Source organism: Arthrobacter sp. ISL-5, from assembly GCF_018613835.1.
Lineage (GTDB): Bacteria > Actinomycetota > Actinomycetes > Actinomycetales > Micrococcaceae > Arthrobacter.
Genome location: NZ_JAGGPM010000002.1, coordinates 122,005 through 145,130, shown reverse-complemented (window position 1 = coordinate 145,130; position 23,126 = coordinate 122,005). Strand labels below are relative to the sequence as shown.

The 23,126-nt window shown below is 65.9% G+C and carries 24 protein-coding genes and 1 pseudogene; 20 read left to right on the top strand and 5 right to left on the bottom strand.

Features of this window, described 5'->3' with window-relative positions; all coding sequences use genetic code 11:
- Positions 1-120: 120 nt before the first annotated feature.
- Positions 121-927, bottom strand: a complete 807-nt coding sequence (locus tag J7I89_RS01500; RefSeq protein ID WP_214966654.1) for an HpcH/HpaI aldolase/citrate lyase family protein — start codon at positions 925-927, stop codon at positions 121-123.
- Positions 928-1,055: 128 nt separating this feature from the next.
- Positions 1,056-2,414, bottom strand: coding sequence for an MFS transporter (locus J7I89_RS01495; RefSeq protein ID WP_308159779.1), 1,359 nt, complete (start codon positions 2,412-2,414; stop codon positions 1,056-1,058).
- 298 nt (positions 2,415-2,712) lie between these two features.
- On the opposite strand from J7I89_RS01495, the gene J7I89_RS01490 reads away from it, so the two are divergent.
- The 10 genes and pseudogenes from J7I89_RS01490 to J7I89_RS01450 all read left to right on the top strand — a co-directional run bounded on the left by J7I89_RS01490 (position 2,713) and on the right by J7I89_RS01450 (position 10,996).
- On the top strand, positions 2,713-4,113 hold the full coding sequence (locus J7I89_RS01490) for an LLM class flavin-dependent oxidoreductase (RefSeq protein WP_214966653.1): 1,401 nt from the start codon (positions 2,713-2,715) through the stop codon (positions 4,111-4,113).
- 34 nt (positions 4,114-4,147) lie between these two features.
- Entirely contained in the window at positions 4,148-5,449 is a 1,302-nt protein-coding gene (locus J7I89_RS01485) for an NAD(P)/FAD-dependent oxidoreductase (RefSeq protein WP_214966652.1), read from the top strand.
- Positions 5,446-5,970: pseudogene (locus J7I89_RS01480) on the top strand (flavin reductase family protein). Before J7I89_RS01485 ends, J7I89_RS01480 begins: the two are co-directional and overlap by 4 nt.
- A 22-nt stretch (positions 5,971-5,992) precedes the next feature.
- Positions 5,993-6,544: a flavin reductase family protein gene (locus tag J7I89_RS01475; protein ID WP_214966651.1), complete on the top strand. Its 552-nt coding sequence runs from the start codon at positions 5,993-5,995 to the stop codon at positions 6,542-6,544.
- On the top strand, positions 6,541-6,957 hold the full coding sequence (locus tag J7I89_RS01470; RefSeq protein ID WP_214966650.1) for an ester cyclase: 417 nt from the start codon (positions 6,541-6,543) through the stop codon (positions 6,955-6,957). Before J7I89_RS01475 ends, J7I89_RS01470 begins: the two co-directional genes overlap by 4 nt.
- Before the next feature lie 79 nt (positions 6,958-7,036).
- On the top strand, positions 7,037-8,623 hold the full coding sequence (locus J7I89_RS01465) for an aldehyde dehydrogenase (NADP(+)) (RefSeq protein WP_214966649.1): 1,587 nt from the start codon (positions 7,037-7,039) through the stop codon (positions 8,621-8,623).
- Positions 8,624-8,724: 101 nt separating this feature from the next.
- Complete coding sequence (locus J7I89_RS01460; protein WP_251044762.1) at positions 8,725-9,252, top strand: 2-keto-4-pentenoate hydratase; 528 nt, start codon at positions 8,725-8,727, stop codon at positions 9,250-9,252.
- Between the two features lie 101 nt (positions 9,253-9,353).
- Positions 9,354-9,515 carry a hypothetical protein gene (locus J7I89_RS24915; RefSeq protein ID WP_251044761.1) on the top strand — a complete coding sequence of 54 codons (162 nt, stop codon included), beginning with the start codon at positions 9,354-9,356 and terminating at the stop codon, positions 9,513-9,515.
- A gap of 31 nt (positions 9,516-9,546) precedes the next feature.
- Positions 9,547-9,978 (top strand): fumarylacetoacetate hydrolase family protein, encoded by a 432-nt coding sequence (locus tag J7I89_RS01455; RefSeq protein ID WP_214966648.1) that lies wholly within the window; start codon positions 9,547-9,549, stop codon positions 9,976-9,978.
- A gap of 43 nt (positions 9,979-10,021) precedes the next feature.
- The gene (locus J7I89_RS01450) at positions 10,022-10,996 is read left to right on the top strand and encodes a quinone oxidoreductase (RefSeq protein WP_214966647.1); all 975 of its coding nucleotides are present in this window, start codon (positions 10,022-10,024) and stop codon (positions 10,994-10,996) included.
- Positions 10,997-11,062: 66 nt separating this feature from the next.
- Here J7I89_RS01450 and J7I89_RS01445 read toward each other — a convergent pair whose 3' ends face one another.
- Complete coding sequence (locus J7I89_RS01445; protein ID WP_214966646.1) at positions 11,063-11,986, bottom strand: DUF817 domain-containing protein; 924 nt, start codon at positions 11,984-11,986, stop codon at positions 11,063-11,065.
- A gap of 177 nt (positions 11,987-12,163) precedes the next feature.
- On the bottom strand, positions 12,164-12,802 hold the full coding sequence (locus J7I89_RS01440) for a GPP34 family phosphoprotein (RefSeq protein WP_214966645.1): 639 nt from the start codon (positions 12,800-12,802) through the stop codon (positions 12,164-12,166).
- 188 nt (positions 12,803-12,990) lie between these two features.
- On the opposite strand from J7I89_RS01440, the gene J7I89_RS01435 reads away from it, so the two are divergent.
- Genes J7I89_RS01435 through J7I89_RS01415 form a run of 5 tightly spaced genes read left to right on the top strand, consistent with a single transcriptional unit; the run spans position 12,991 to position 19,068 of the window.
- Positions 12,991-13,890, top strand: a complete 900-nt coding sequence (locus J7I89_RS01435) for a MurR/RpiR family transcriptional regulator (RefSeq protein ID WP_214966644.1) — start codon at positions 12,991-12,993, stop codon at positions 13,888-13,890.
- A gap of 52 nt (positions 13,891-13,942) precedes the next feature.
- The gene (locus J7I89_RS01430) at positions 13,943-14,884 is read left to right on the top strand and encodes an NAD(P)-dependent oxidoreductase (RefSeq protein WP_214966643.1); all 942 of its coding nucleotides are present in this window, start codon (positions 13,943-13,945) and stop codon (positions 14,882-14,884) included.
- Positions 14,885-14,908: 24 nt separating this feature from the next.
- Positions 14,909-16,456, top strand: a complete 1,548-nt coding sequence (locus J7I89_RS01425) for an aldehyde dehydrogenase (RefSeq protein ID WP_214966642.1) — start codon at positions 14,909-14,911, stop codon at positions 16,454-16,456.
- A 15-nt stretch (positions 16,457-16,471) separates the two neighbouring features.
- The gene (locus J7I89_RS01420) at positions 16,472-17,698 is read left to right on the top strand and encodes an amidohydrolase (protein WP_214966641.1); all 1,227 of its coding nucleotides are present in this window, start codon (positions 16,472-16,474) and stop codon (positions 17,696-17,698) included.
- Positions 17,695-19,068 (top strand): DUF3100 domain-containing protein, encoded by a 1,374-nt coding sequence (locus J7I89_RS01415; RefSeq protein ID WP_214966640.1) that lies wholly within the window; start codon positions 17,695-17,697, stop codon positions 19,066-19,068. The genes J7I89_RS01420 and J7I89_RS01415 overlap by 4 nt, the downstream gene beginning before the upstream one ends.
- Before the next feature lie 104 nt (positions 19,069-19,172).
- Here J7I89_RS01415 and J7I89_RS01410 read toward each other — a convergent pair whose 3' ends face one another.
- Positions 19,173-19,556, bottom strand: a complete 384-nt coding sequence (locus J7I89_RS01410) for a nuclear transport factor 2 family protein (protein WP_214966639.1) — start codon at positions 19,554-19,556, stop codon at positions 19,173-19,175.
- A gap of 228 nt (positions 19,557-19,784) precedes the next feature.
- On the opposite strand from J7I89_RS01410, the gene J7I89_RS01405 reads away from it, so the two are divergent.
- The 5 genes from J7I89_RS01405 to J7I89_RS01385 all read left to right on the top strand — a co-directional run bounded on the left by J7I89_RS01405 (position 19,785) and on the right by J7I89_RS01385 (position 22,935).
- Positions 19,785-20,798: a hypothetical protein gene (locus J7I89_RS01405; RefSeq protein WP_308159778.1), complete on the top strand. Its 1,014-nt coding sequence runs from the start codon at positions 19,785-19,787 to the stop codon at positions 20,796-20,798.
- 282 nt (positions 20,799-21,080) lie between these two features.
- On the top strand, positions 21,081-21,239 hold the full coding sequence (locus tag J7I89_RS01400; protein ID WP_214966638.1) for a helix-hairpin-helix domain-containing protein: 159 nt from the start codon (positions 21,081-21,083) through the stop codon (positions 21,237-21,239).
- Positions 21,240-21,347: 108 nt separating this feature from the next.
- Positions 21,348-21,920: an MOSC domain-containing protein gene (locus J7I89_RS01395; RefSeq protein ID WP_214966637.1), complete on the top strand. Its 573-nt coding sequence runs from the start codon at positions 21,348-21,350 to the stop codon at positions 21,918-21,920.
- Positions 21,921-22,044: 124 nt separating this feature from the next.
- The gene (locus tag J7I89_RS01390) at positions 22,045-22,497 is read left to right on the top strand and encodes a hypothetical protein (protein WP_214966636.1); all 453 of its coding nucleotides are present in this window, start codon (positions 22,045-22,047) and stop codon (positions 22,495-22,497) included.
- A 42-nt stretch (positions 22,498-22,539) separates the two neighbouring features.
- A complete protein-coding gene (locus tag J7I89_RS01385; RefSeq protein WP_214966635.1) occupies positions 22,540-22,935 on the top strand; it encodes a type II toxin-antitoxin system VapC family toxin in 396 nt (131 codons plus the stop codon).
- Positions 22,936-23,126: the final 191 nt, after the last annotated feature.

Below are 23,126 nucleotides of genomic sequence, written 5' to 3'. Positions count from 1 at the left end.
CGACCGCGAACCCCTTCAACTGGCGCTTCGGACGCATCGCGCTCCACGACCTCCTCCAACGCATCGACCGACGCGACGAGGCCGCAGCCTGAACCCCCGACGAACTAACGAACATGACCACTAGCTCACGGCTGTCGGCAGTCCCAGCCGTTCGGATCCGGAAACGGCATTGCGGGCGGCTACCGCCAGCAGGCCGGTGTCCGAGGCGATGGGCATGAATCGGAAACCGAGCGCGACCATCTTTTCGGACAGATCGAGCTCTCCCGTGTAGATACCCGGGACGACTCCGGCCGCGAGGCACCGGCGTGCTATGTCAGCCAGGATCCCGTGCGGTCCCTCGCCGGTCAGCTCCTCCAGTGTCATTCCCAGGCTCAGGGACAGGTCATAGGGTCCTACAAAAATGCCATCCGGTCCCGTGGCGAGGATCTCGTCCAGGTTGGCCACGCCGTCGGCTGTTTCAATCATCAGGATGCACAACGTGTCCTCCTCCGGGTGGCCGGGGACCGGGTGAGGGTACCGGGGGCTGCGACGGGTCGGACCATAGCTTCGCTTCCCGCGCGGGGGAAAGCGGCAGGCGGCGATGAGTGAGGCTGCCGATGCCGCGTCCTCCACGGTCGGGAAGATGATGCCTCCGGCTCCCGCGTCGAGGACACGCCCAACAGTCCCCATGTCGTGGCTGGGAACTCGGACCATGGACGGTACGGAAAACAGGTGCGCGGCTTCGATCAGCGCCTGCATTTCGTGGGTTTCCGGGCCGCCATGCTGGCCATCGACGCAAATCCAGTCGAAGCCCTCAGCCGCCAGAGTGTCCACGACGGCTGGATCGCGGAAGCTGATCCATGCACCGGGATGGGTCTTGCCGTCGTTGAGGATCAGACGCGGTGTCGGCAGGCCGCTATCCCGTTCACTTTCACCGTAAATCTTCATTTCTTCGTTCTCCTTGTTGCCAAAGTTGTTTGGGACCCGTTATGCGATTCGCACGGAAGGGCACCCTGCCGGCGTAAGCCCGGACAGGGCACCCTTCCGTTCACGTAAACCGGGGAGCAGCCGCGGCGCTACTTCACTGCCGCCTTGCTCGGCGCGGATGCTTCGCCCAGGCTCATGCCCATGGTTTCAGGTGCCAGGTACTGGGAGATGACGGCGCCCAGAACGCAAATTCCGGCAGCCATGACCATGGTGAAGCCGATCCCCAGGCCTGAGACCGACATTGGCAGGAGGAACGTTCCTGCGGCAGCACCGATGCGGGAGACTGCGGTGCCGAAGCCGACGCCAGCCCCGCGGATTTCTGTGGGGAAGACCTCGCCGGGGTACACGCCGGTCAGTGCGGTGGAGATGGCGTTGAAGAAGGAGAAGGTGATGAAGCAGACGAGGATGACGATCGGCGAGACATGCGAAAACAGGCCGATGACCACCAGCGAGACGGCAGCGATCCACATCGGCGGGATGGACAGCTTGCGGCGTCCGACCCGTTCGATAAGGAACATGGCAGCCAGGGAGCCGGCCACAACAACGCCGTTGAGCAACAGCGCGCCGCTCAGGCCGTCTTCGACGCCCAGGCTTTCGAGCACGATCGGGGCGAAGGTGGCGATGGCGAAGTACGGGGTGACGTTGCAGACCCAGAACATGCAGACGAAGATCGTGGAGTTGCGGTACTGGGGGGAAAACAGCTTGCGGAAGCTGGTTTTCCCGCGCTTTTCGTTGGTCATTTCCAGGACATCGGACTCCTCCATGTACTCCTTGGCAATGGCAAGGCCTTCCTCGATGCGTCCCTTGCTCATCAGCCATCTCGGAGACTCGGGTGTGCCGAGCCGGAGCAGGAAGACGATAAGGGAAGGAACCGTGCTCATGCCCAGGATGACGCGCCAGTCAGCGCTAAGTGCCGAGGCCATCCAGTACCCCAGTGCGTAGGAGCCGAGGTAGCCGATGTACCACGCGACCTCCTGGAATGCCAGGAGCTTGCCCCGAAGTTTGGCCGGGGAGAATTCGGCCAGCAGAGGCCATCCGATGGCGTAGTCCGCACCGATGGCCATGCCCATCACGAGCCGGATCACAAACAGCTGCCACGCCTCTGCGACGAAGAACTGCGCTGCTGAGCCGACCAGGAAGATGGCCAGGTCCACGATGAACATCGGCTTGCGGCCGATCTTGTCGGCCATGTAGCCACCGATCGGTCCGCCAAAGAAAATGCCGATCAGGGCAGAGGCGCCAATCAGCCCCTGCCACACAAAGGACAGCTCCAAATCAGCGGTCAAAGCCGGCATGACCAGACCAATCCCCCCAAGGATGAAGCCGTCGATGAACATGCCGCCGGCGATGATCGCGCTGAGCCTGTACAGGAACCGCCTCTTTCGCGGGTCATGTCCCACAGGCGACTGGAGCGATGGTCCGGAGACCGGTTTAACGGATGAATTCACGATGGACTTCCTTGTTCTCGTGCTTAGCGAACTGATGAATGCCGGCCCTGAGTGCACGGCGGGGGAATATGCGGCACCCGATGGGGCCGGGGAGAACGTTCACCTATCGAACGTGGTGATCAAAAATATGGCATGCGCCACATGCGGTGTCAATACCCGTCCGCATATTTCGGCACGGCCGGCGCACCTCTTGACAGTGAGCTGGATTACAATCTAAATTGAACGCAGTGTTCAAAAAATGAACGTTCCAACGAAGTTGTCGCTCTGTCCGGCACGAGTCCAAGGAAGCACCGCTGCCATGAAAAATGAACCTCTGAGCCTTTTCGCCTTCGACGTCTTCGCCCCGTCCCACCTCACATCCGGGTCATGGCGCGCCGAGGGCGACCAGGGCTCCCGCTACACCGACCTGCACTACTGGACTGGTGTTGCGCAAATGCTGGAGAATGCCGGTTTTGACGGGATCTTCTTCGCCGACAACCTCGGTTACCACGATGTGTACGAAGGCAAGGGCGACGAAGCCCTGCGGGACGCAGCCCAGTTTCCGATCAACGACCCGACCCTGCTGATCAGCGGCATGGCGGCCGTAACCAAGCACCTGACCTTCGGCGTGACGTGCTCGGCGACGTACGAGCCGCCCTACATGCTGGCGCGCCGCTTCAGCACGCTGGACCACCTCACCGCCGGCCGGGTCGGCTGGAACATCGTGACCTCATATTCAGAAGCCGCCGCCCGCAACCTCGGCAAGCAGCAGCAGCTGAGCCCCGCTGAGCGGTATGACCTGGCCGATGAGTACATGGAGGTCGTCTACAAGCTCTGGGAAGGCTCCTTCGAAGAGGACGCCGTCGTCCGGGACGCCGAGTCGGCAACCTATGTGGACCCCACCAAGGTGCACCCGATCAACCATGCCGGCCAGCACTTCACCGTGCCCGGCTTCCACCTGTGCGAGCCTTCCCCCCAGCGCACGCCCGTGCTGTTCCAGGCGGGCTCGTCCTCCAGGGGCATGGAATTCGGCGGCAAGCATGCCGAAGCCGTCTTCATCCAGAGCACCTCCGTGGAGGGGGCCAAGCGCACCGTTGCCAAGGTCCGCCAGTCCGTGGCGGACGCCGGCCGCGACCCACGGGACGTCAAGGTGGTCATCCTGCTCACCGTGGTGGTCGCCCCCACCGACGAAGAGGCACAGGCCAAGTACCGGAGGGCCGTGGAGAACGCGCCGGTCGAAGGATGCCTCGCGCGGTTCAGCGGCTGGACCGGCATCGACATGTCGGAATACGACCTGGACGTTCCCTTGAGGTCTGTCGGAACGAAGGCGGGGCAGTCGATGGTGGACATGTTCTCCAAAGCGGACCCGGACCGGGACTGGACCCCGCGCCAGATCGCGGAATTCCTTGCCGTTGGCGGCAGCGGGTCCACCATCATCGGCTCCCCCGAAACGGTCGCCACAGAACTGCGCCGCTGGCGCGACGAGGCCGACGTCGACGGAATCAACCTCAGCTACACGACCAAGCCGGGCGGCTGGGAAGAGTTCATCGAACTGGCCCTGCCCGAGCTGCGCGCCCAGGGGATTGTTGCCCCTGCACGCGCCGAGGGCCAGGAACCGGTAACGCTGCGCGAAAAGCTCTTCCCGGGCCACAAGTACACGCTGGACTCCCACCCCGCCACGGAACACCGCGCCAAGCACCTCAGCGAAGCCACCCGCTGACCGCCGGCCAACCAAGAATTCAACGGAGATACCCATGACTGAACAGACAGACGTAGTCGTCATCGGCGCCGGCGTTGCCGGCCTCATCACCGCCCGTGAGCTCGGCAACCGCGGCCACAACGTGGTTGTCCTGGAAGCCCGCGACCGTCTTGGCGGCCGCTTGTGGACCGATCGCCGCTTGGGCCAGAACCTGGAGATCGGCGGCAACTGGCTTCACTGGACTCAGCCTCATGTCTGGGCCGAGGTCACCCGCTACGGCCTCGAGGTCTCCCGCGGCCCGCGCTCGGAGGAGACGTTCTGGCTCGCCGGCAACGAGGTCCGCCGGGGCAACCTGGACGACTTCATGGCGCTGATCGATCCCGGCATGACCCGGCTGTTGGAAGACACCATGAAGTGGCTCCCCCGACCGGATGCACCGCTGACGGTGGAGAACCTGGCCGAGGTCGACCAGTACAACCTGCAGGAAATGCTGGACAAGCTGGACCTCTCCGAGGACGAGCGGAACGCGAACGAGGCAGCCTGGGTGGGCCACTTCAACGCTCGCCTGGACCAGTGCGCTTATCTCAACGCCCTGCGCTGGACCGCCGCGTCATCCGGCCATTGGCACCTGATGCACGAGGCCTCGGCGATCTTCCGTCTGAAGAACGGCAATGACACGCTGCCTAAGGCGATCGCCGAGGACGCCAACGCTGAGATCCGCCTCGACGCCCCGGTGACCGCCGTCCGCCACAACAGCGGGGGAGCCACCATCACCTACGGCGACGGCCAGGAAATCCACGCCAAGAAGGTCGTCATCACCCTGCCGCAGAACATCCTGCACAAGCTCGATGTCCAGCCCGCCCTGTCTGACGGCAAGCTCGCCGTCAGCCGGGAAAAGACCGCCTCCCAGGGCGTCAAGGCATGGATCCGCGTCAAGGGACCCATCAAGCCGTTCTTCGCCTACTCCGCCCAGGACAAGCCGCTGTCCGTGATCCGCACGGAATTCGTCGGAGCGGACGACGCCGTGCTGGTCGGCTTCGGTGCCGATGCGACCCGCATCGACGTCACCGACATCGAGCAGGTCCAGGAAGCCATCAAGGTGTGGCGCGACGACCTTGAAGTCCTCGAGGTCGCCGGCCACCACTGGATGTCCGACCCCTACGCCGAGGAGACCTGGCAGATCCAGCGTCCCGGCCAGCTCACCAAGTACCACCGGGAACAGCAGGCCAGCGAAGGCGCACTGCATTTCGCCAGCAGCGACATCGCCAACATCTGGGCCGGATTCTTCGACGGCGCCATCGAAAGCGGCCTGCGCGCCGGCCGCAACATCCACGCAGAGCTCCAGGAACAGCCATGAGCGCCCCCGCCCTCGAAGCCCGACCGATCGCCCCGGAGCACTACCGTGCAGTCATGCGGCACCTGCCCACCGGCGTCGCTGCGATCTGCTCCAGCAACCCGGTCACCGGCATCCACAACGCCATGATCGTGGGAACGTTCGCCTCGCTGTCCATGGAGCCGGCCCTGGTGACATTCAGCGTCACGCACGCGTCCACCAGCTGGCCGGAGATCGCAGAGTCCGAGCGCTTCAGCGTCAGCCTGCTCGCAGAAGGCCAGCAGCAGGTCAGCCGCGCACTCTCGGCCAAAGGCTCTGACTAGCTCAGCACGGTGAACTGGTCGGAGTCCCCCTGGGGTACCCCGCATATTCAGGGCTCGCTGGCCTGGTTCGACTGCCGGATCGAGCAGCAGATAGTCGCAGGGGACCACATGATCGTCATCGCCAGTGTCCTGGAGATGACTCCCGGTGAGGGCAACCCCCTCATCTTCCACGGTGGCCGTTTTGGAGGCTTCACCGAGCGCGGCGCCACGCCGTCCCTCTAGGAATCGATCAAGGAAGATTGACATGGATATCACCCCAGCCACAGCCTCAACACCCCCAACGGACATCACTCCCGCCTACTACCGCCAGGTCCTCGGAAAGCTTCCCACCGGCGTCGTCGCCATCACGGGCATCAACGACGACGACGAAAAACTCGGCTTGGTGGTCGGCACCTTCCAGTCACTGTCGCTGGAACCGCCGCTGGTCATGTTCTGCGTCGACAAATCCTCCTCGACCTGGCCGAAGCTGCGCAAACTCCAGAACTTCACCGCGAACATCCTCTCGGACGATCAGATCACCATCTGCCGCTCGCTTTCCCGCAAGGGACCGCGGAAGTTCGAGGACCTTCCTTACACTTCAGGCCCCCTCGGCACTCCCCACCTGGACGGTGCGACCGCCTACATCGACTGCGTCGTCACCGCAGAGGTCGTGGTCGGCGATCACTACATGGTGGTCGGAGCAGTGATCAACATGGAAGAAGGCAGCGGCGACGCCCTGCTGTTCCGGGGCGGCAAGTTCGGCCAGTACCAGCCCATCGTGATTCCGGTCCCGGAAGAAGTAAGGAGCGCATCATGAGCACCACAAGGGAAACAATCCTCAATGCGTGGAACGGGGCATGGGGGGACGGGGACCTGTCCGCGTTCGAAGCACTGCTCGCACCCGGCTACGTCCGCCACTCCAAGTCCGGCAGCGAAGACTACACCCAGCTGCGGAAAACCATCGAGGCCACCCATGAGGCCTTCCCGGATACCACCACCGAAATCCTGCACATCGTCGAGGACGGTAAAACCGCCGCGATCCATTGGCAGACGCACGGCACCCACCAGGGCAGCTTCATGGACGTGCCCGCCACCGGCCGCAGCGTCACGGTCACCGGAGCCTCCTTCCTGCGCTTCGATGACGGGAAGATCGCCGAGGAGTGGGTCGTTTGGGACCCCCGGGAACTTCTTTCCGCACTTGGCATCTGGCACCTGGGCGCCGGCAACTGAACCAAACCCGCAACTGGCAGCGGCCGGGCCACGCCTCGCCGCTTGCCGCCCACTTTCAACACGTCCAGGAGACGCAGCAATGACACTTACCGGATACTCCCTGATCGCAGGGGCACATGTAGCCGGGCCCAATGGCTCGACCTTCGGCACCAACCCGGCCACCAACGAAACACTGGAACCGCCCTACACCCTGATCAATGACGAGCAACTCAAGTCGGCAACCGAGGCGGCCACCGACGCGTTCGAATCTTTCAGCACCCTGGAGCCCGAGCGCCACGCCCGGTTCCTGGAAACCATCGCTGAGAACATCGAGGCCATTGGCGAGGAACTGATCGTGCGGGCCTCGACTGAAACCGGTCTGGGAGTGGAACGACTCCGTGGCGAACGCGCCCGCACCATCGGCCAGTTGCGTCTTTTCGCCGATGTTGTCCGGAAGGGCGATTTCCTCGGCGTCCGTGTCGACCCCGCATTGCCGGACAGGGCCCCGCTCCCCCGCGCGGACATCAGGCTGCGCCAGATCCCGCTGGGACCGGTGGCTGTTTTCGGTGCCAGCAACTTCCCGCTGGCGTTTTCCGTCGCAGGCGGTGACACGGCCTCGGCCCTTGCCGCGGGCTGCCCCGTGATCGTCAAGGCGCACAACGCCCATCCCGGCACGGCGGAGCTTGTGGGCCAGGCCGTGGCGAAGGCCGTCCGCGACCTTGACCTGCATCCCGGCGTGTTCTCCCTCGTGTACGGCTCCGGTTCCAGCATCGGCCAGGCGCTCGTCGCCGACCCCGCCATCAAGGCGGTCGGCTTCACCGGGTCCCGGGCCGGCGGCACCGCTTTGATGCGCACCGCCGCGGCCCGCCTGGAACCCATCCCGGTCTACGCCGAAATGTCCTCCATCAACCCGGTCTATGTCCTTCCCGGAGCCCTGACCGGCGACGTCGAGGCCCTCGCCGGTCAATACGTCACCTCCGTCACCGGCAGCTCGGGCCAGCTGTGCACCTCACCGGGGCTGGTGTTTGTCCCTGTCGGCGAGGCCGGTGACCGTTTCGCCGACGCCGTCGCCCGGAGCATCAGCGGAAACGCCGGCCAGACCATGCTCACGCAGGACATCGCCGCATCCTGGGAACAAGGCTTCAACTCCGTCAGGGCGGTCGCCGACGTCGATTTGATCGGCCGCGGCCAGGCAGGTCCCACTGCAAACGCCCCCGCACCGGCCGTCTTCGGCTCTAACCTCGACGTCTTCGCGAACAACCATGTCCTGCACGAAGAGATTTTCGGCGCAGCCAGCCTCATCGTGCGGTACAAGAACGTGGAGGACCTGATTGACGCCACGAGCAAGCTGGAAGGGCAGCTGACAGCCTCCCTCCACGTGACCGGCGAGGACTACGCCGCCGCCGCGGCACTCATCCCGGTCTTGGAACGGAAGGTGGGCAGGGTCATCATCAACGGATGGCCCACCGGAGTCGAGGTCGGTCACGCAATGGTCCACGGCGGCCCGTCCCCGGCCACCTCCGACTCGCGCACCACCTCGGTCGGCACCCTGGCGATCGACCGGTTCCTGCGGCCTGTCTCCTACCAGAACTTTCCTGAGGAGCTGCTTCCGGCACCCCTGCGGGACGCAAACCCGTGGAAGGTAAACCGGCTGGTCGACGGTCACGCCGAAATCCACCAGGACTGAATCGCAGTCTCCAAACTTCCGGCCCCGGGCATGCCTCGCAACAAGGATTCGTCTCGTCCGGGGCCGGAGATCCATATCAGCAACAGAAGGAACTCCATCTCATGTCTACCATCACTCTCGAAGTCGTTGCGGGCAGCCTCCGCAACGCCAGGCTCCAGGGCCGACCCATCTCGGCACCGACTGAGACCTGGCCTGACTTGGACGCGGACGCAGCGTTTGAAGTGCAGAAGATCAACGTCGCCGATGCAATCGCCAACGGCGACCGCCTCGTCGGCTACAAGCTCGGGAACATTGCCAAAGTCATGCAGGACGCCTTTGGTCTCGACCAGCCGGACTACGGGCATTTGCTTGCCAGCACCTTCGAATACGAGGGGACGACCCTGGAGCGGGATAACTTCATCGAACCCTTCGTGGAACTCGAGCCCGCCTTCGTGCTGGGCAAGCACCTCGGCGGCCGCAACACCACCATCGCCGACGTCATCAACGCCATCGACTACGCTATGCCGGCCATCGAATCATCGACTCCCGCGTCAAGGATTGGGCGATCGGCCTTCCTGACACGCTGGCCGATAACGGTTCCACGGGCGCCATCATTCTTGGCGGAACCCCGCGGCGCGTCACCGATCTGAACCTGCGCGACACCCGCGGCGTTCTGCGGTTCAATGACCGGGAAGTCATCTCGGGAACAACCCGAAACATCCTCGGCAATCCCTTCGCCGCCGTCGCCTGGGTGGTCAACCGGCTCGCCGAGTATGACGTCGAGTTCGAACCAGGACATGTCATCCTTCCCGGCAGCTGCCTGCAAGCCGTCCCCATGCACGAAGCCGGCCGCTGGTCGGGGACCTTCGAAGGCTGGGGCACCGTCGAATTCGACGTCTCGGCGGCCCACTGAACAAAGGCCCACTGAACTAAAAGGACTACGCATGCGCCTAGCCAACATCTCCAGCCGGTTGACCCTGGTCACGCCGGACGGCGAACTTGTCGACGTTTCCGAGGCAACCGGCGGGCGGTTCAGCCCACAAATCCAGGAATGCTACGAACGCCCGATAGGTCCGTTCCTGGTTACGCCCGACGAGTTTGAAGACCCCAACAGCATCGAACTGGGCTGCGCCATCAATGGCGAGGAAGTCCAAAAAGGCAACACCTCGGACATGGTCTTTTCCGTGCCAGAGATCATCGCGCGCTTATCCAGCGTTACACCGCTCCTGCCTGGAGACGTCATTTTCACCGGAGCTCCTCCCGGAGTAGGAGTCGGCCGCGTGCCCCAGCGCTTCCTCGCCCCGGGGGACGAACTGGTCACGTATGCGCGTGGGGTAGGCGAAATGCACCATCGGCTTCAGAAAGCACCGAACTGAACATCGTTCACCAAGGGCGCCCAGCCCACGAAGGAGTCCCATCATGCCCTATGCCATGCAGATCGCCCGCGCGGGTGGCCCGGAAGTGTTCGAACGGGTTGACGTTGCGCGTCCGGTGCCCGGACCAGGGCAGTTGTTGCTGCGCGTGGCTGCGGCAGGGCTGAACTTTATCGAAACGTACCAGCGCTCGGGCGTCTATGCCGTCGACTACCCCCTCGTCCCGGGGGTCGAGGCAGCCGGAACGGTTGAGGAGATCGGCGCCGGAGTCACCGGCTTCGCCCCGGGCGACCGGGTGGCCACGACGGAGGGCACCGGGAGCTACGCGGAGTACATGGTGCTCGACGCCGACAAGGCGCTCCCGGTGCCTGACAGCGTCTCCGACGACGTCGCCGCGGCCCTGCCGGCGCAGGGCATCACTGCCCATTACCTGATCAATTCCAGCTACCGGGTCCAGCCCGGCGACACTGTCCTGACCTATGCCGGGGCCGGTGGCGTGGGACTGTTGCTGATTCAGCTGCTCAAGCTACGCGGCGCCACGGTGATCACCACGACGTCGACCCCCGAAAAGGCGGAACTGGCCAGGGAAGGCGGCGCCGACCACGTCCTGGACTACAACGAGGTCCCCGGCCGCGTCCGCGAGCTGACCGGCGGCCGTGGCGTCGACGTCGTCTATGACGGCATCGGCAAGGACACCTTCGAAGGTTCCTTGGACGCGCTGCGCGTCCGCGGCACGCTGGTACTCTTCGGCGGCGCTTCGGGGCAGGTGCCGCTGTTCGACCTGCAGCAGCTCAACGCCCACGGTTCCCTGACCGTCACCCGCCCCAAGATCGATGACTTCCTGCTCGACGCCGATGAGCGGCGCTGGCGCTCTCAGGAACTGTGCGGGCTGGTCGCCGACGGAACGCTCAAGGTCAGCATCGGTGCCCGTTATCCGCTGGAACAGGCCGGTGAAGCTCACGCTGCCATGGAGTCGCGGGGGACAACCGGCAAAATCCTCCTGCTCCCCCGCGGCCGCTGACAGCCTCGTCTAGATGGAACTAGGGGCCAGGAACGTACGACGGCGGAACGTCCCGCCGTCGTCGGGCTATCCTTCCGCGCTGCCCGCCGGGACCGCCGGCGCCTCACCGGCCGCGGCCTCAGCCCCGCCCGTCTCGTCAGACGCTTCGGGTGGTTCCGGCTTGTAGACCCACGCCACCAGCACCACCGAGATGATCATCAGCAGGAACCACGAGACCAGCTTGTCGAGCGAGACCATGTGCCAGCCGTTCAGCTGGCTGGGGTAGAGCCAGGCCCCGGACCAGGTGGCGATGTTCTCGGCAATCCAGATGAACAGCGCCACCAGCAGGAACGCCAGGACCAGCGGCATCCGGAACTGCCGGCGGAACACCCGGAAGTGCATCACGCACCGGGCGAATATGACCGCGACGGCGGCCAGCAGGACCCAGCGGACGTCGAGGACATAGTGGTGGGTGAAGAAGTTCAGGTAGATTCCGGCGGCCACGATCGCCGTGATCCAGCGCCGCGGATAGGCCGCGAATCGCAGGTCGAAGAGCCGGTAGACGCGCACCATGTAGGAGCCCACCGCCGCGTACATGAACCCGCTGAAGAGCGGTACCGCCCCGATGCGCAGGAATCCCTCGGCCTCGTACGTCCACGACCCGACGTCGGTCTTGAACAGCTCCATCACGGTCCCAACCAGGTGGAAGAGGACAATCACCCGGAGCTCCTGCACGGTTTCCAGCCTCGTGGCAACCATCAGGATCTGGATCACGACGGCGGCGAGGGTCAGGAAATCGTTCCTGGCCAGTGCGGCGTCATCCGGATACCAGAGCCGCGCCGCCAGGATCACGGCGAGGAGCGCGGCGCCAAAGATGCACGCCCAGGCCTGCTTCAGACCGAAGACGGCGAACTCCACGAGCTTCGAACGGATGCCGCTGGCGGGGGCATTGTCCAGGAGCCGGTGTGCACGCTCGTCGATACGGTGCTCTACGGACGTGAAGCTGCGCATTGGTACCCCGTTCCCCCGCCACGAGTGGCAATGTGTTTTCCCTGCCCGCGGCAGACCGCATGGTGTGGCCGAGCCGGTGGCGCGCAATCCACGGTAGCCCAAGACAACCGACGACGGCGGGACCTCCCGCCGTCGTCGGTTTCCGTTTTGAAAGGTGCCCCGAAGGGCGGCCTGCGGCTAGGTTGCGGCTTCCGCCTCCGCCAGTCTGATCATGCGCAGTTCGTCCGTCACCGCACGGGACGGCCAGTGGTCCTTCGCCAGTTGCCTTACCCGGCTCTGATCTGCCGCCGGGAAAAGCCTGTCGAGCACTCCTGCGGCCTGAAGCAGGGCGATCAGTGCCGTGGTCCTGGAATCGGACAGCGAACCGCCGAGTGCGGCTTGGATCTTCTGGAGGAGCGCCGCTTCCGGGGCGTGGTCCTTCTCCGGGTACCGCGTGGACCTGAACAGACCGAGGTGTTTTTCGCCGACATGCTCCACGATGCCCAGTGACGCCATCCCCTCGTAGACACGCTGTACTTCGACGCGGCTCTCCAGCATGGAGACCCACCGCTTGGGAGTGTGTGGCCGTGATTTTTCACGGATGAGGTCCAGCTGGTGCTGGAAGTCCGGCTGCGGGGCGGTGCCGGTGGCCCTGACGTGCTTCCCCTGCAGCCCGATTGCACCGAGCAGGTCCAGCTCGGCCAGTGTTGCCCCTGCCAAAGTGGTCCTGAGTACGTACGCCGGCACGTAAGGTTCCCCGTCCTTGTCGTTCGTTGCCAGAAGGAGGAAAGCCTGGGGAAGGTTCAGCTCTTCGGCCTTCGGTGTCGCAGCGTTCATACCTTCATGGTGGCGCAGTTAAGCAGCCACCACAACGGCGATTTCGGGGCGTCAGGAGCCGTGCCGAGGTGAACAAGTTGAGGATTTACGAGCCTGACACCCAACCCTCTTTCCGCAAACGAAATTGCATAGTACATTTGATGCAATCAGCCTTGCAGAGTGATCTACGTTACAGAAGAGGTCCGGACTTGAACACCAACGCTGTCGATCTTGAAGCTAACGCGGCAGGCGCCAACGCCGCCGGGAACGGTTCCCATGCGTGGCTCGGTGACGCACTTCCGGACGTTCCGCTGTCCAAGGCCCAGAGCCGGGTGGTCGATGTCATCGCCCGCAACCCGCAGCTCTCCTCGTACGCCGACATCGCCGAGATTGCCCAGCGCGCCGACGTCAACAACTCCACAGTGGTCCGCGCGGCGCAGCACCTGGGCTACCGCGGCTGGCCGGACCTCCAGCGGGAACTGCGCTCCCGCTACCTCGTGATGATCTCCACCGAGGACACCCTGACCGAGCACGGCGAACACCGCAGTCCCCTCCATGACGCGCTCAACCACGACATCGAGAACCTCCGCCTGACGCTGGACTCCAATACCGCCGACGACGCCGAGGCCGCCATCGCGGCCATGGCCGCCGCCAAGTCCATCACCGTCGTGGGGCTGGGTTCCTTCGCCGGCCCCGCCAGCGTGATGGCGCACCTGGGCTCAACGATGGGATACCCCATCACGCTCGAGAACCGCGGCGGCGTCCACCTCGCCTCCAGCACCAACACCCTCGGGGAGGGGGACGTCCTGGTGGTCATCAACATGTGGCGTTCCATACGGCAGATCATTGTCACGGCCGAGGCCGCAAAGCAGGCAGGCGCCAAGGTCATTGCCATCAGCGACATGCGCCGCGGCCGACTGGCAGCTGCCGCCGACCACCTCCTGGTGGTGGCCTCGGAAGGGATCTCCTTCTTCCAATCCGTCACCGCCGCAAACTCGCTGGTCTACGGCCTGCTCGCAGGAATGGAGGCAGCACACCCCGAACGCAGCCGTGCCGCCATCCGCCGCACCCAGCAGTTGTGGAAAGACCTGGACATCTACCTCGACTGACCTCCAACCCTCTGACCCGTCCCTAACCACTGAGCTTCCCCAGGAGTACTTCATGAACACCAGCACCGACCGCCGCATAGCCGTCATAGGCCTCGGCGCCATGGGCGGAGCGATGGCCGCGACCCTCCGTCGGGCAGGCTGGGCTGTCACCGGCTTCGACCCCTCCGAGGCAGCCAGGGCCGCCTCGGAAGAAGCGGGAATCGCCACCACGGCCAACATTGAGGATCTGGCCGGGACTCCTTACGCGGTGCTCTCCCTGCCCGCCGCCAGCGTCGTCGAAGCCACGGTGCCCCGGCTTCTGGCTGCTCCGGGAACCGTCGCGATCATTGACACCACCACCTCCGAACCGGCCACCAGCAAACTCATGGCCTCCCTTGCCGAGGCGCAGGGGGCAGCCTTCGTGGACGCTCCGGTCTCCGGCGGCCGCGACGGCGCGGCGACGGGAACACTGAGCGCCTTCGTGGGAGCGACCGGCGCGGCACTTGCCGCGGCGGAGCCCGTCCTGCTCGCGCTCACCGGCGGCAAGTACAGCCACATCGGCGGCCCCGGCAGCGGAAACGTGGTCAAGCTCCTCAACAACGTCCTGGCGGCGGCCAACCTGGTCTCGGTGGGCGAAGCCCTCGGCGTCGCCAAGGCCTACGGCATCGATCCCGCCAAGGCGGCGGCGAGCATCAGCGAGGCCTCCGGCGGCAGCAAGGTCTCCGCGAACATGTACCCCAACTGGGTGCTCTCCGGCACCCACGATTCAGGCTTCTCCCTGGGCCTCATGGCACGGGATGCCGCCCTCGCCGTGGAGGTCGCCGCACAAATCGGCGAAAACCCGGCCCTGCTGGCAGTCGTGGCCAGCCAGTGGCAGGAAGCCCTGGCCGTACTCGGACCGCGTGCGGACTTCACCGAAATCGCCAGGACCGTCGCCCCGGCCATCACCCCTGCCGGCGCACCCAACACCACAGTACCCAACAGCACGGCACCCAACAGCACAGCCGTCGCCTAAGCACCCAGCCATAAAGGAACACCATTGAGCATCACAACAGCACCCACCTCCTCCTCAGCAGCTACCGCCCGAGCGATCCTGGACGCAGCGTTCCCGGCCGGCCTCGGCGCCTTCCTTGACGGCCGGACCGTTCCCGGCAGCGGCGAGAGCATCACGCTCACCGCAGCGGCCACCGGCGAACCTTTTGCCACCTACGCCGACCCCGGAGCCGAGGGCGCCAACGCCATCCTGGATAGCTCGACGGCGGGGGCAGCGGCCTGGGGCGAGATGAACGGATTCGAACGGGCAGCAATCCTGCGCAACGTCAGCCGCGTCGTGGAAGCCCACGCAGAGGAACTTGCCATCCTCGAGTCGGCCACCACCGGAAAGCCCATCCGCGACGCCCGCGTTGAAGCTGCAAAAGTGGCTGAAATGTTCGGCTACTACGCCGGCTGGGCGGACAAGCTGACAGGGCAGACCATTCCCGTTCCCGGGGCGTGGCACACCTACACTGAGCGCGTTCCCTGGGGCGTCGTCGTCGCCATCACGCCGTGGAACGCTCCCCTGTTCACGGCGGGCTGGAATTCCGCCGCACCGCTGGCCGCCGGCAATGCCGTGATCATCAAGCCCAGCGAATTCACCCCGGCCTCGTCGGTCCGGCTCGCCCAGCTGGCCCACGAAGCAGGACTGCCGGCCGGCGTGTTCAACGTCGCGGCGGGACTGGGCCAGACCGTGGGCGCCGCGCTCACCACCGACCGGCGCGTCGGAAAGATCAGCTTCATCGGATCCGTCCCCACCGGGCGCCGGGTGGCAGTCGCGGCTGCGCAGGCCGGGATTCCCGCCCTGCTGGAACTCGGCGGCAAAAGCGCGAACATTGTGTTCGCCGACGCCGACCTTGACCGCGCCGCCGACGGCGCGATCTCGGCCATCTTCTCCGGCGCGGGGCAGTCATGCGTCGCCGGATCACGGCTCCTGGTGGAGCGGAGCGTGCACGCCAAGTTCGTTGAGCTGGTCGCCGACCGGGCCGCGCGGCTGCGTGTCGGCGACCCGCTCAGCGCGGACACCGAAGTGGGCCCGATCATCACGGCCCAGCAGTTCGCCACCGTCACCTCCCTCATCGAGGCCGGACTGCACGACGGCGGCCGCCGGGTCACGGAGGCGACGCTGCCGGACGCCCTCGCCGGGTCCGCACTGGCCGGCGGGCACTGGGTCATGCCCACCCTGCTCGACGGCGTGACGCCCGACAACCGCCTCGAAACCACGGAGGTTTTCGGCCCTGTGGTGGGCGCGGACGCGTTCGACACGGAAGCGGAGGCCATCGCCCGCGCCAACAACACCAACTTCGGCCTGGCCGGAGCCGTGTGGACCTCCGATGTCTCCCGCGCCCACCACATTGCCCGCGAGGTGAAGGCCGGCACGTTCTGGATCAACTCCTACAAGACCATCCACGTGGCAGTTCCGTTCGGCGGCTTCGGCGATTCCGGCCACGGCCGCTCCTCCGGTCCTGGTGTCCTGGACGAGTACACGCAGACGAAGGCCATCTGGGTGCCCACCCGCGCGGCAGGCTCTCCCTTCCCGTCGCTGTCCTACTAGGAGGAGCAGATACTCATGGAACTGACAGAGACAACACCCGCCATGGCTACCCTCCGCGCCGCCCTGGCCGAGGGCGTCGCGGAATGGAGGCCGCGGGTCCAGGCCATGGCGCACGAGATCCACGCCAGCAAGGAAGTCTCCTTCGAGGAGGTCCGCTCGTCCGAAGCGGCAGCAGCGCTGCTGGCCGACGGCGGCTTCGAGGTGGAACACGGCACCGGCGGACTTTCCACGGCGTTCACCGCGAGCGCCGGCAGCGGCGAACTGACGGTGGCCCTGTGCGTGGAATACGACGCGCTCCCCGACATCGGGCACGCGTGCGGGCACAACCTGATCGCGGGGGCCTCCGTCGCCGCCGCCCTTGCCCTGCGGCCCCACGTGGACCAGCTGGGCATCACGCTGAAGGCCATCGGAACGCCCGCCGAGGAACACGGCGGCGGCAAGTCGCTTCTTCTGGAACGCGGGGCTTTCGACGGCGTCGGCCTCGCCCTCATGGTCCATCCCGTCCAGGACGGCGTGACGTACAACCCTGCCGGCACCAGTGCCCAGGCCGTGGGCCGGTACAAGGCGACGTTCACCGGAAAGGCCGCACATGCGGCGGCGGCCCCGCATCTCGCTGTCAATGCCGCGGACGCGGCGGTGCTGAGCCAGGTCGCCGTCGGGCTCCTGCGCCAGCAGATCCCCGGCGACCACCGCGTGGCCCTTTACGTCGCCGAGGCCGGGCACGCCACGAACATCATTCCGGAACGGGCGGTGGTCGAGTTCGAGTGCCGGGCCTTCACCTTGGGGGAATATGAGGCGTTGCTCGAGCGCGTCCGGCGCTGTTTCGAAGGGGCCGCACTGGCCACCGGAACAACGCTGACCGTCGAGGCAACAGAACCCCTCTACGAACCGCTGCTCCAGGACAACGCCCTGGCCGCGCACTGGACCGAGGCAATGGATGCGTTCGGCAAGGACACCTCGCCGTCGGCAGGCATCACCGGCGGCTCCACCGACATGGGCAACATCTCCCAGGTCATTCCCACCCTGCATCCCTGGCTCAGCATCCCGGGTGCGGACGTAGCGATCCACTCGCATGCGTTCGCAGCAGTTGCAGATTCCCCGGAGGCTTACGGGGTGATGTTCGAGGCAGCCACCGCGCTGACCTGGACCATCGCCGCCGCGGCCGCCAGCCCCACCGAAAGAGCACGCTTCATCAAAGCGGCATACCGCCGTCGGACTTTCACCCAGGAAGGCACATCATGAGTACCAGCACCACAACACCGCGGATCGACAAAGCTGGTGCCCGGCTGACGCTTCCGGTCGCCGCGTTGGCGTTCGTCATTGCCGTCGCGGTCCAGCTCATCGGCCAGGCCAAGATCGATCTCGGCATCGGGGCAATCGTCATCTTCCCCATGGTCTGGGGCCTCATCCTGGGACTGTTGGTGTCCATCCAGAAGTTCAAGCCCCTGGGCCTGGATCTGCAAAGGGTCGCCGCCGCCCTGGTGGGTGTGGCCGTTCTGCTCCTGGTGGCCAGGCTGGCGTTCAACATCGGCCCCAGCCTCCCCAGCCTGATCAAGGCCGGCCCGGCCCTGCTGTTGCAGGAAGTGGGCCACCTGCTGGGCACCATCGCGCTGGCCCTCCCGCTGGCTGTTCTGCTCCGGATGGGAAAGGCAACCGTGGGGGCCACGTTCTCCCTTGACCGGGAGCCGTCGTTCGCCATGGTTTCCGAAAAGTACGGTCCCGATTCGGATCAGTACCGGGGCGTCCTGGCCATGTACGTCTTCGGAACCCTTTTCGGCGCGGTGTTCATCACGCTGCTGACCTCCCTCGTGGCCAACTGGAAGATCTTCGACCCGCTGGCCCTGGCCATGGGCGCAGGCGTGGGATCCGGCTCCATGATGGCGGCGTCCTCGGCCAGCATCATCGCGGCCTACCCCGGCGATCAAGAGGCCGTCCTGGGCATGGCGGCAGTCTCCAACCTGATCACCACCATCCTCGGCGTCTACGTCGGAATCTACATCGCCCTGCCGCTGGCGGACCGCTTCTACCGGATCCTCACCCGCAGGCGGACGCGCGAAGCTGCAGCCGTCACAGCGGGGGCTCCCGCAGAGCGCGGCCCGGCTGACATCGAGCGGGAAGCGGCCCAGGCCGAAGAAAACCGGCGGTTCCGCGAGCGGGTCGCAGAATCCTCGGCAGCCATCAGGCTCCCGCTGTGGCTGTCCCTGTCAGTTCTTACGGTCCTCGGCATCGGCACCGCCTCGGTGGCGGCCAAGGGGTTCAGCCTGTCGATAGTCGCCGGGTACGGAATCATGCTCGTCCTGGTCCTGGTCAGCATCGCCCTGGCCAAGCTCACCAAGATCATCTCGGCGATCGTCTACATCACCACCATCGGCGCCTACATCTCCAGCCCCTGGTTCTTCGGCGCGGCAGCGCTCACAGGGGTCATCAAGTCGGTCGACTTCCTCTCAATCGCCACCGTCATGCTGACGCTTGCGGGCCTGTCCCTGGGCAAGGACATCCCGCTGCTAAAAAACATCGGCTGGAAAATCATCCCTGTGGGCCTGGTTGCCATCACGGCATCCTTCCTGCTCTCCACCGTGATCGCGGAGTTCGCCCTGGGTCTATGGCACTAGCGCTCAGGCACTAGCTCGCAGCATCGGCGGGCGTTTTCGCCGCAGCGGTGACACGACGGCGGGACTTTCCCGCCGTCGTCCGCTTGCGTTTTGGTTCCGCGGGGTCACCAGGTGGTGGCCTCCGAACGCGCGGCGAGCCATCGCCCGCTCTTGCGGATGAAGTCCATGGTGAGCTGCAGCGGCCAGCTGGCCCGGGACCCGTAGACCGCCGCGTCCGTGACGATCCTCCCGACGAGCCGGGCGGTGTCACCGTCCACGTGAAGGGACACGTTCCTCTCCTGGGCGTCGTGGTAGACAAACTGCCCGGCCCGCATCTGGGCCAACCACTCCTGCTTGGCCTGGAGGTAGCCCGTCATGTGCGTAAGCGTGAAGTCCTCCGTGAGCAGCTCACCGAGCACGTCGGCGTCGCCGTCCACCATGGCCCGCAGCTGGGCCCGGTAGTTGTCGAGGATTTCCGCCCGGTCCTGCTCCTCTGCATCGCTGGTCATGGCATGCCTTTTCCCTTGTCCATGCCATCAACGCTATGAGCCCCTGCCCCGCCACGGGAGGGCCTGCCGTTACCTGTCAGGGGCCTTGGGGCCGCAGCGCTGCTTGCCTGGGGGAGCGCTGCGATCGGGCGAGACTCGGCAATCGGGCAATTAGTCCATTCGATGTACAATCAGTAGTCCGGCCACGCGCGTGCCAGAATTTCCCGTTTGCCTACTGAAAGAGTTCCTGTGAGTCACCGCAACGACCATGTGGCTTCCCAAACTCGGGAGCCGGACGCGATTCGTGTTGCAGCCGGAGCCGACCGGACCACCACAGCAGTGGAGCGGCCGGCGCGTGATCCCGAGGGACCAACCCGTGCGGCCAGCAAAGACGCAACGGTGGCGGTCTTGCTCGGGCTCCTGGCCGGGCTACTTGGCCTAGTCCCTTGGCTGGTCACCGGCGCGCGCCTGCCGCTGCTGAACTTATGGGGCTCGCAGGTATGGCCGGGACAGATGCCGCTTGCTCTCCTGCCGCTGAGCCAATACGAGAGCACCACGCTTGTGGCCCTCATGACGACGGGCGGGGCGGCCGCCGGCCTGGCCGTCCGGTGCTGGCCCTCCCCGCGACGGCGCCTGGTTATGTGGTGCGCAGCGGGCGGTGTGCTCGCGGTGCAGGTCACGGCGACGATTCAGGCGTTCACGGTGGTGGGCGGCGGCCTGGCTGCCGGGCCGAGATCAATTCTGTACGTGGGCGGCCTGCTGGCCGGAGTGGTAGCCGCAATGGTTGCAGGAATGGTGGCGCTGTTGCTCCTCGCGGCAAAATCCAGGGCTCTGGCGGCCCTGGGTGTGGGCGTCATGGCGGTGCCGTTTGTGTCCTGGGCGGCCGCCGGAGTCACCCACCTGGCAGGGGTGGGCGGCGTCTCCCCGCTGGTCTCTATGCTGTGGCGCTGTTTACCGGCAGTGCTGGTGGGTGTCGCACTGGCGTGGTGCGGACTTCGGCCCGCTGTCCGGGCGCTGGTGTGGCTGGTAGACCTTGCCATGCTCTGGGTGGTTCCGGCGATGTTCACGGCGGTCAGAAGCGTGCTGGGCACACGCGTGCTCGGAGGAGATCTGCAGGAGATGACTGCGATGGGCAAGCAGGTCTTCATGGGAGCGCTCGGGCCAGCTGGCGGGACGGGACCCACAATATTGCTGGCGCTGGCAATCGCCCTGGTGGGGACATTCGTCCGTGCAGCGGCCCTGAACCAATGGCGCGCAAGGTGAGCGCAGTTGCCAGGGCCGGACTCTCGGTTGTCCTTGCCGCCGGCTTGTTCCTGGCAGGCTGCGCCGCTCCGGGGAACCGTGACGCGAGCGTCGGCCACGGGCGGCTGCGTTCGCGGGAGCGTAGGTCTCGATGGGACCGTGCAGGTGGTCGCTGGCGGATACATCAGGGACGGCGGCTGCCTTGCGATGAACGGACATTGAGCCCGTGCTGTTGCCCCACCATCGATAGCCGGGCCGCCCACTACTATTCCAGGTGGCGCTCAGGTCTCCTATGGTCGATGAATGACAACATCACTCGACGCCCTCCCCAAGATCGGGGCACCGGCAACGCGCGCCCTGACCCAGGCCGGTTATACATCGCTCCAAGGGCTCGCAGGCGTCCCCCGTACGGAACTATCCAGGCTGCACGGCGTCGGCCCGAAGGCGATCCGCATCATCTAGGACGCGCTGCAGGAACACGGCCTCGCGCTGAAGTGAACCCGCCGGATGCAGGTGTTCCTACCCGCAGGCGATGGTGTGCTGCCCCTGCGGGAAGGATAGTTTTGTGGCATGACGGCTAGCTACAGGTACGACGTCGAGGTGCTGCACCTTCTCGTGTCGCCGGCGCACGCTTACTTTGGCCGCGCCCGGGAGGGTGCGGCGGACGTCCCCACGACCGATGCCGACCGGGTCGAGCTGGTGGCCGGCAAGGGCATCGTCGGCGACCGGTTCTTCGGCAAGGCCGCGCATATGGATGCCGCCGTCACTGTGTTCGCGATCGAGGCGCTCGAAGCCATGGCCGCGGAGCTGGGCGCGGCACCCTTCGACCCGCTGATGACGCGGCGCAATGTGGTCCTCAGAGGAGCCCACCTGGCTCCGCTGATCGGGAATGACTTCGTGCTCGAATCGCGCGGTGACCTGGTGCGGCTGAAGGCCGGGCGGCCCGCCCACCCCTGCGCCTGGATGGACCAGATGCTCGCCCCGGGCGCCCACAAGGCCATGCGCGGGCGGGGCGGTGTTCGCTGCCAGCCACTCTCGAACGGCATGTTGCACCGCGGGCCGGCCGTGCTGATCAGCCCGGTGCCGCTCGACCCCGGGCGCGCAGGCGAATCCACCCTGCTGCGGCCGTCCCGGCTGCCGTAGTGAGGCGGCAGGCCGCCACAGAGAACGCACGGCCGACGGCGGGACCTCCGCCGTCGTTCGCTTTGCGTTGGCGAAACGGACGCACGGTTCCGCCGGAACGCCCGCCGCGTGGGACGCTGGAGTCATGAGCGGAACAGCACCGTCTGCGCCCGGAGAGCCGGGCCCGGCGGACTCACACCTCGTGGTCGACGCGGCCAACGTGGTCGGGTCCCGCCCGGACGGCTGGTGGCGCGACCGCAGGAAGGCTGCACAGAAGCTCATTGACGGCCTTTCACAGCTGGCGCAGCAGGGCATCGCTTCGGAAGCGGGGGCAGGTGGGGAACGCGCCTGGCCGGACATCGTCGTCGTGACCGAGGGGCAGGCCAACGGCGCCGCCGATCCTCAGGGCCGGGTACGGGTCGTGGCTGCCGAGCGGGACGGCGACCAGGCGATAGTTGATACGGTCCGCGAGCTGATGAGCGGCAACGCGTCGGTGCAGGTGGTGACCGCCGACCGCGGACTCCGGAGCCGCGTCGAGGAACTCGGCGCCGCCGTCGTGGGGCCAAGCTGGTTACGGGCACACCTTCCGCCGGACTGACGGAGCGTTCGAACGGATGCCGCTTGGGCGAGAATGGGCTCCATGACTCGGTATGTGATCACCCCGGACACGGCACTGCGGCTCGCCCGGGACCAGACCCTGATCGGCGACGGGTGCCAGCTTGTCGCCCCGACGCTTCTCCGTTCGCAGGTCCTGTCGCTCCTTTACCAGGCGGTGCGCCGCGGCGAGTTATCGAAAGTGGATGCCTCCCGGCAGCTCGACTACGTGCGGGCCCTGCGCATCAGGCTGCTCGGAGACCTGGTCCTCCAAAGCGTCGCCTGGAAGGTGGCCGACCAGCTTGGCTGGCCGGACACCCTCGACGCCGAATACGTCGCCCTGACCCAGCTGCAAGCCGATGCCCTCATCACCCTGGACGGGCAGCTCGCCCTGGCGGCCCAAGGCCTGGTCACTGTTGCACCGATCGAAGCGCTGTACTGATCCGTCTGCGCTGAGTGTCAGGGATAGTCGCCGCCCGGGCCGGGCAATCAGTATCCATAGGATATTGACTGCCAAATGATGACTGTCATAAGAACAAGGGCCGTGAGGGCGACCGCCCATGTTTCCCGGCGCAACCGCGCACCGGTCCGTTCCCGGTTTGAAGACCGGCGAAATTTCCCGCTACGCGTCGA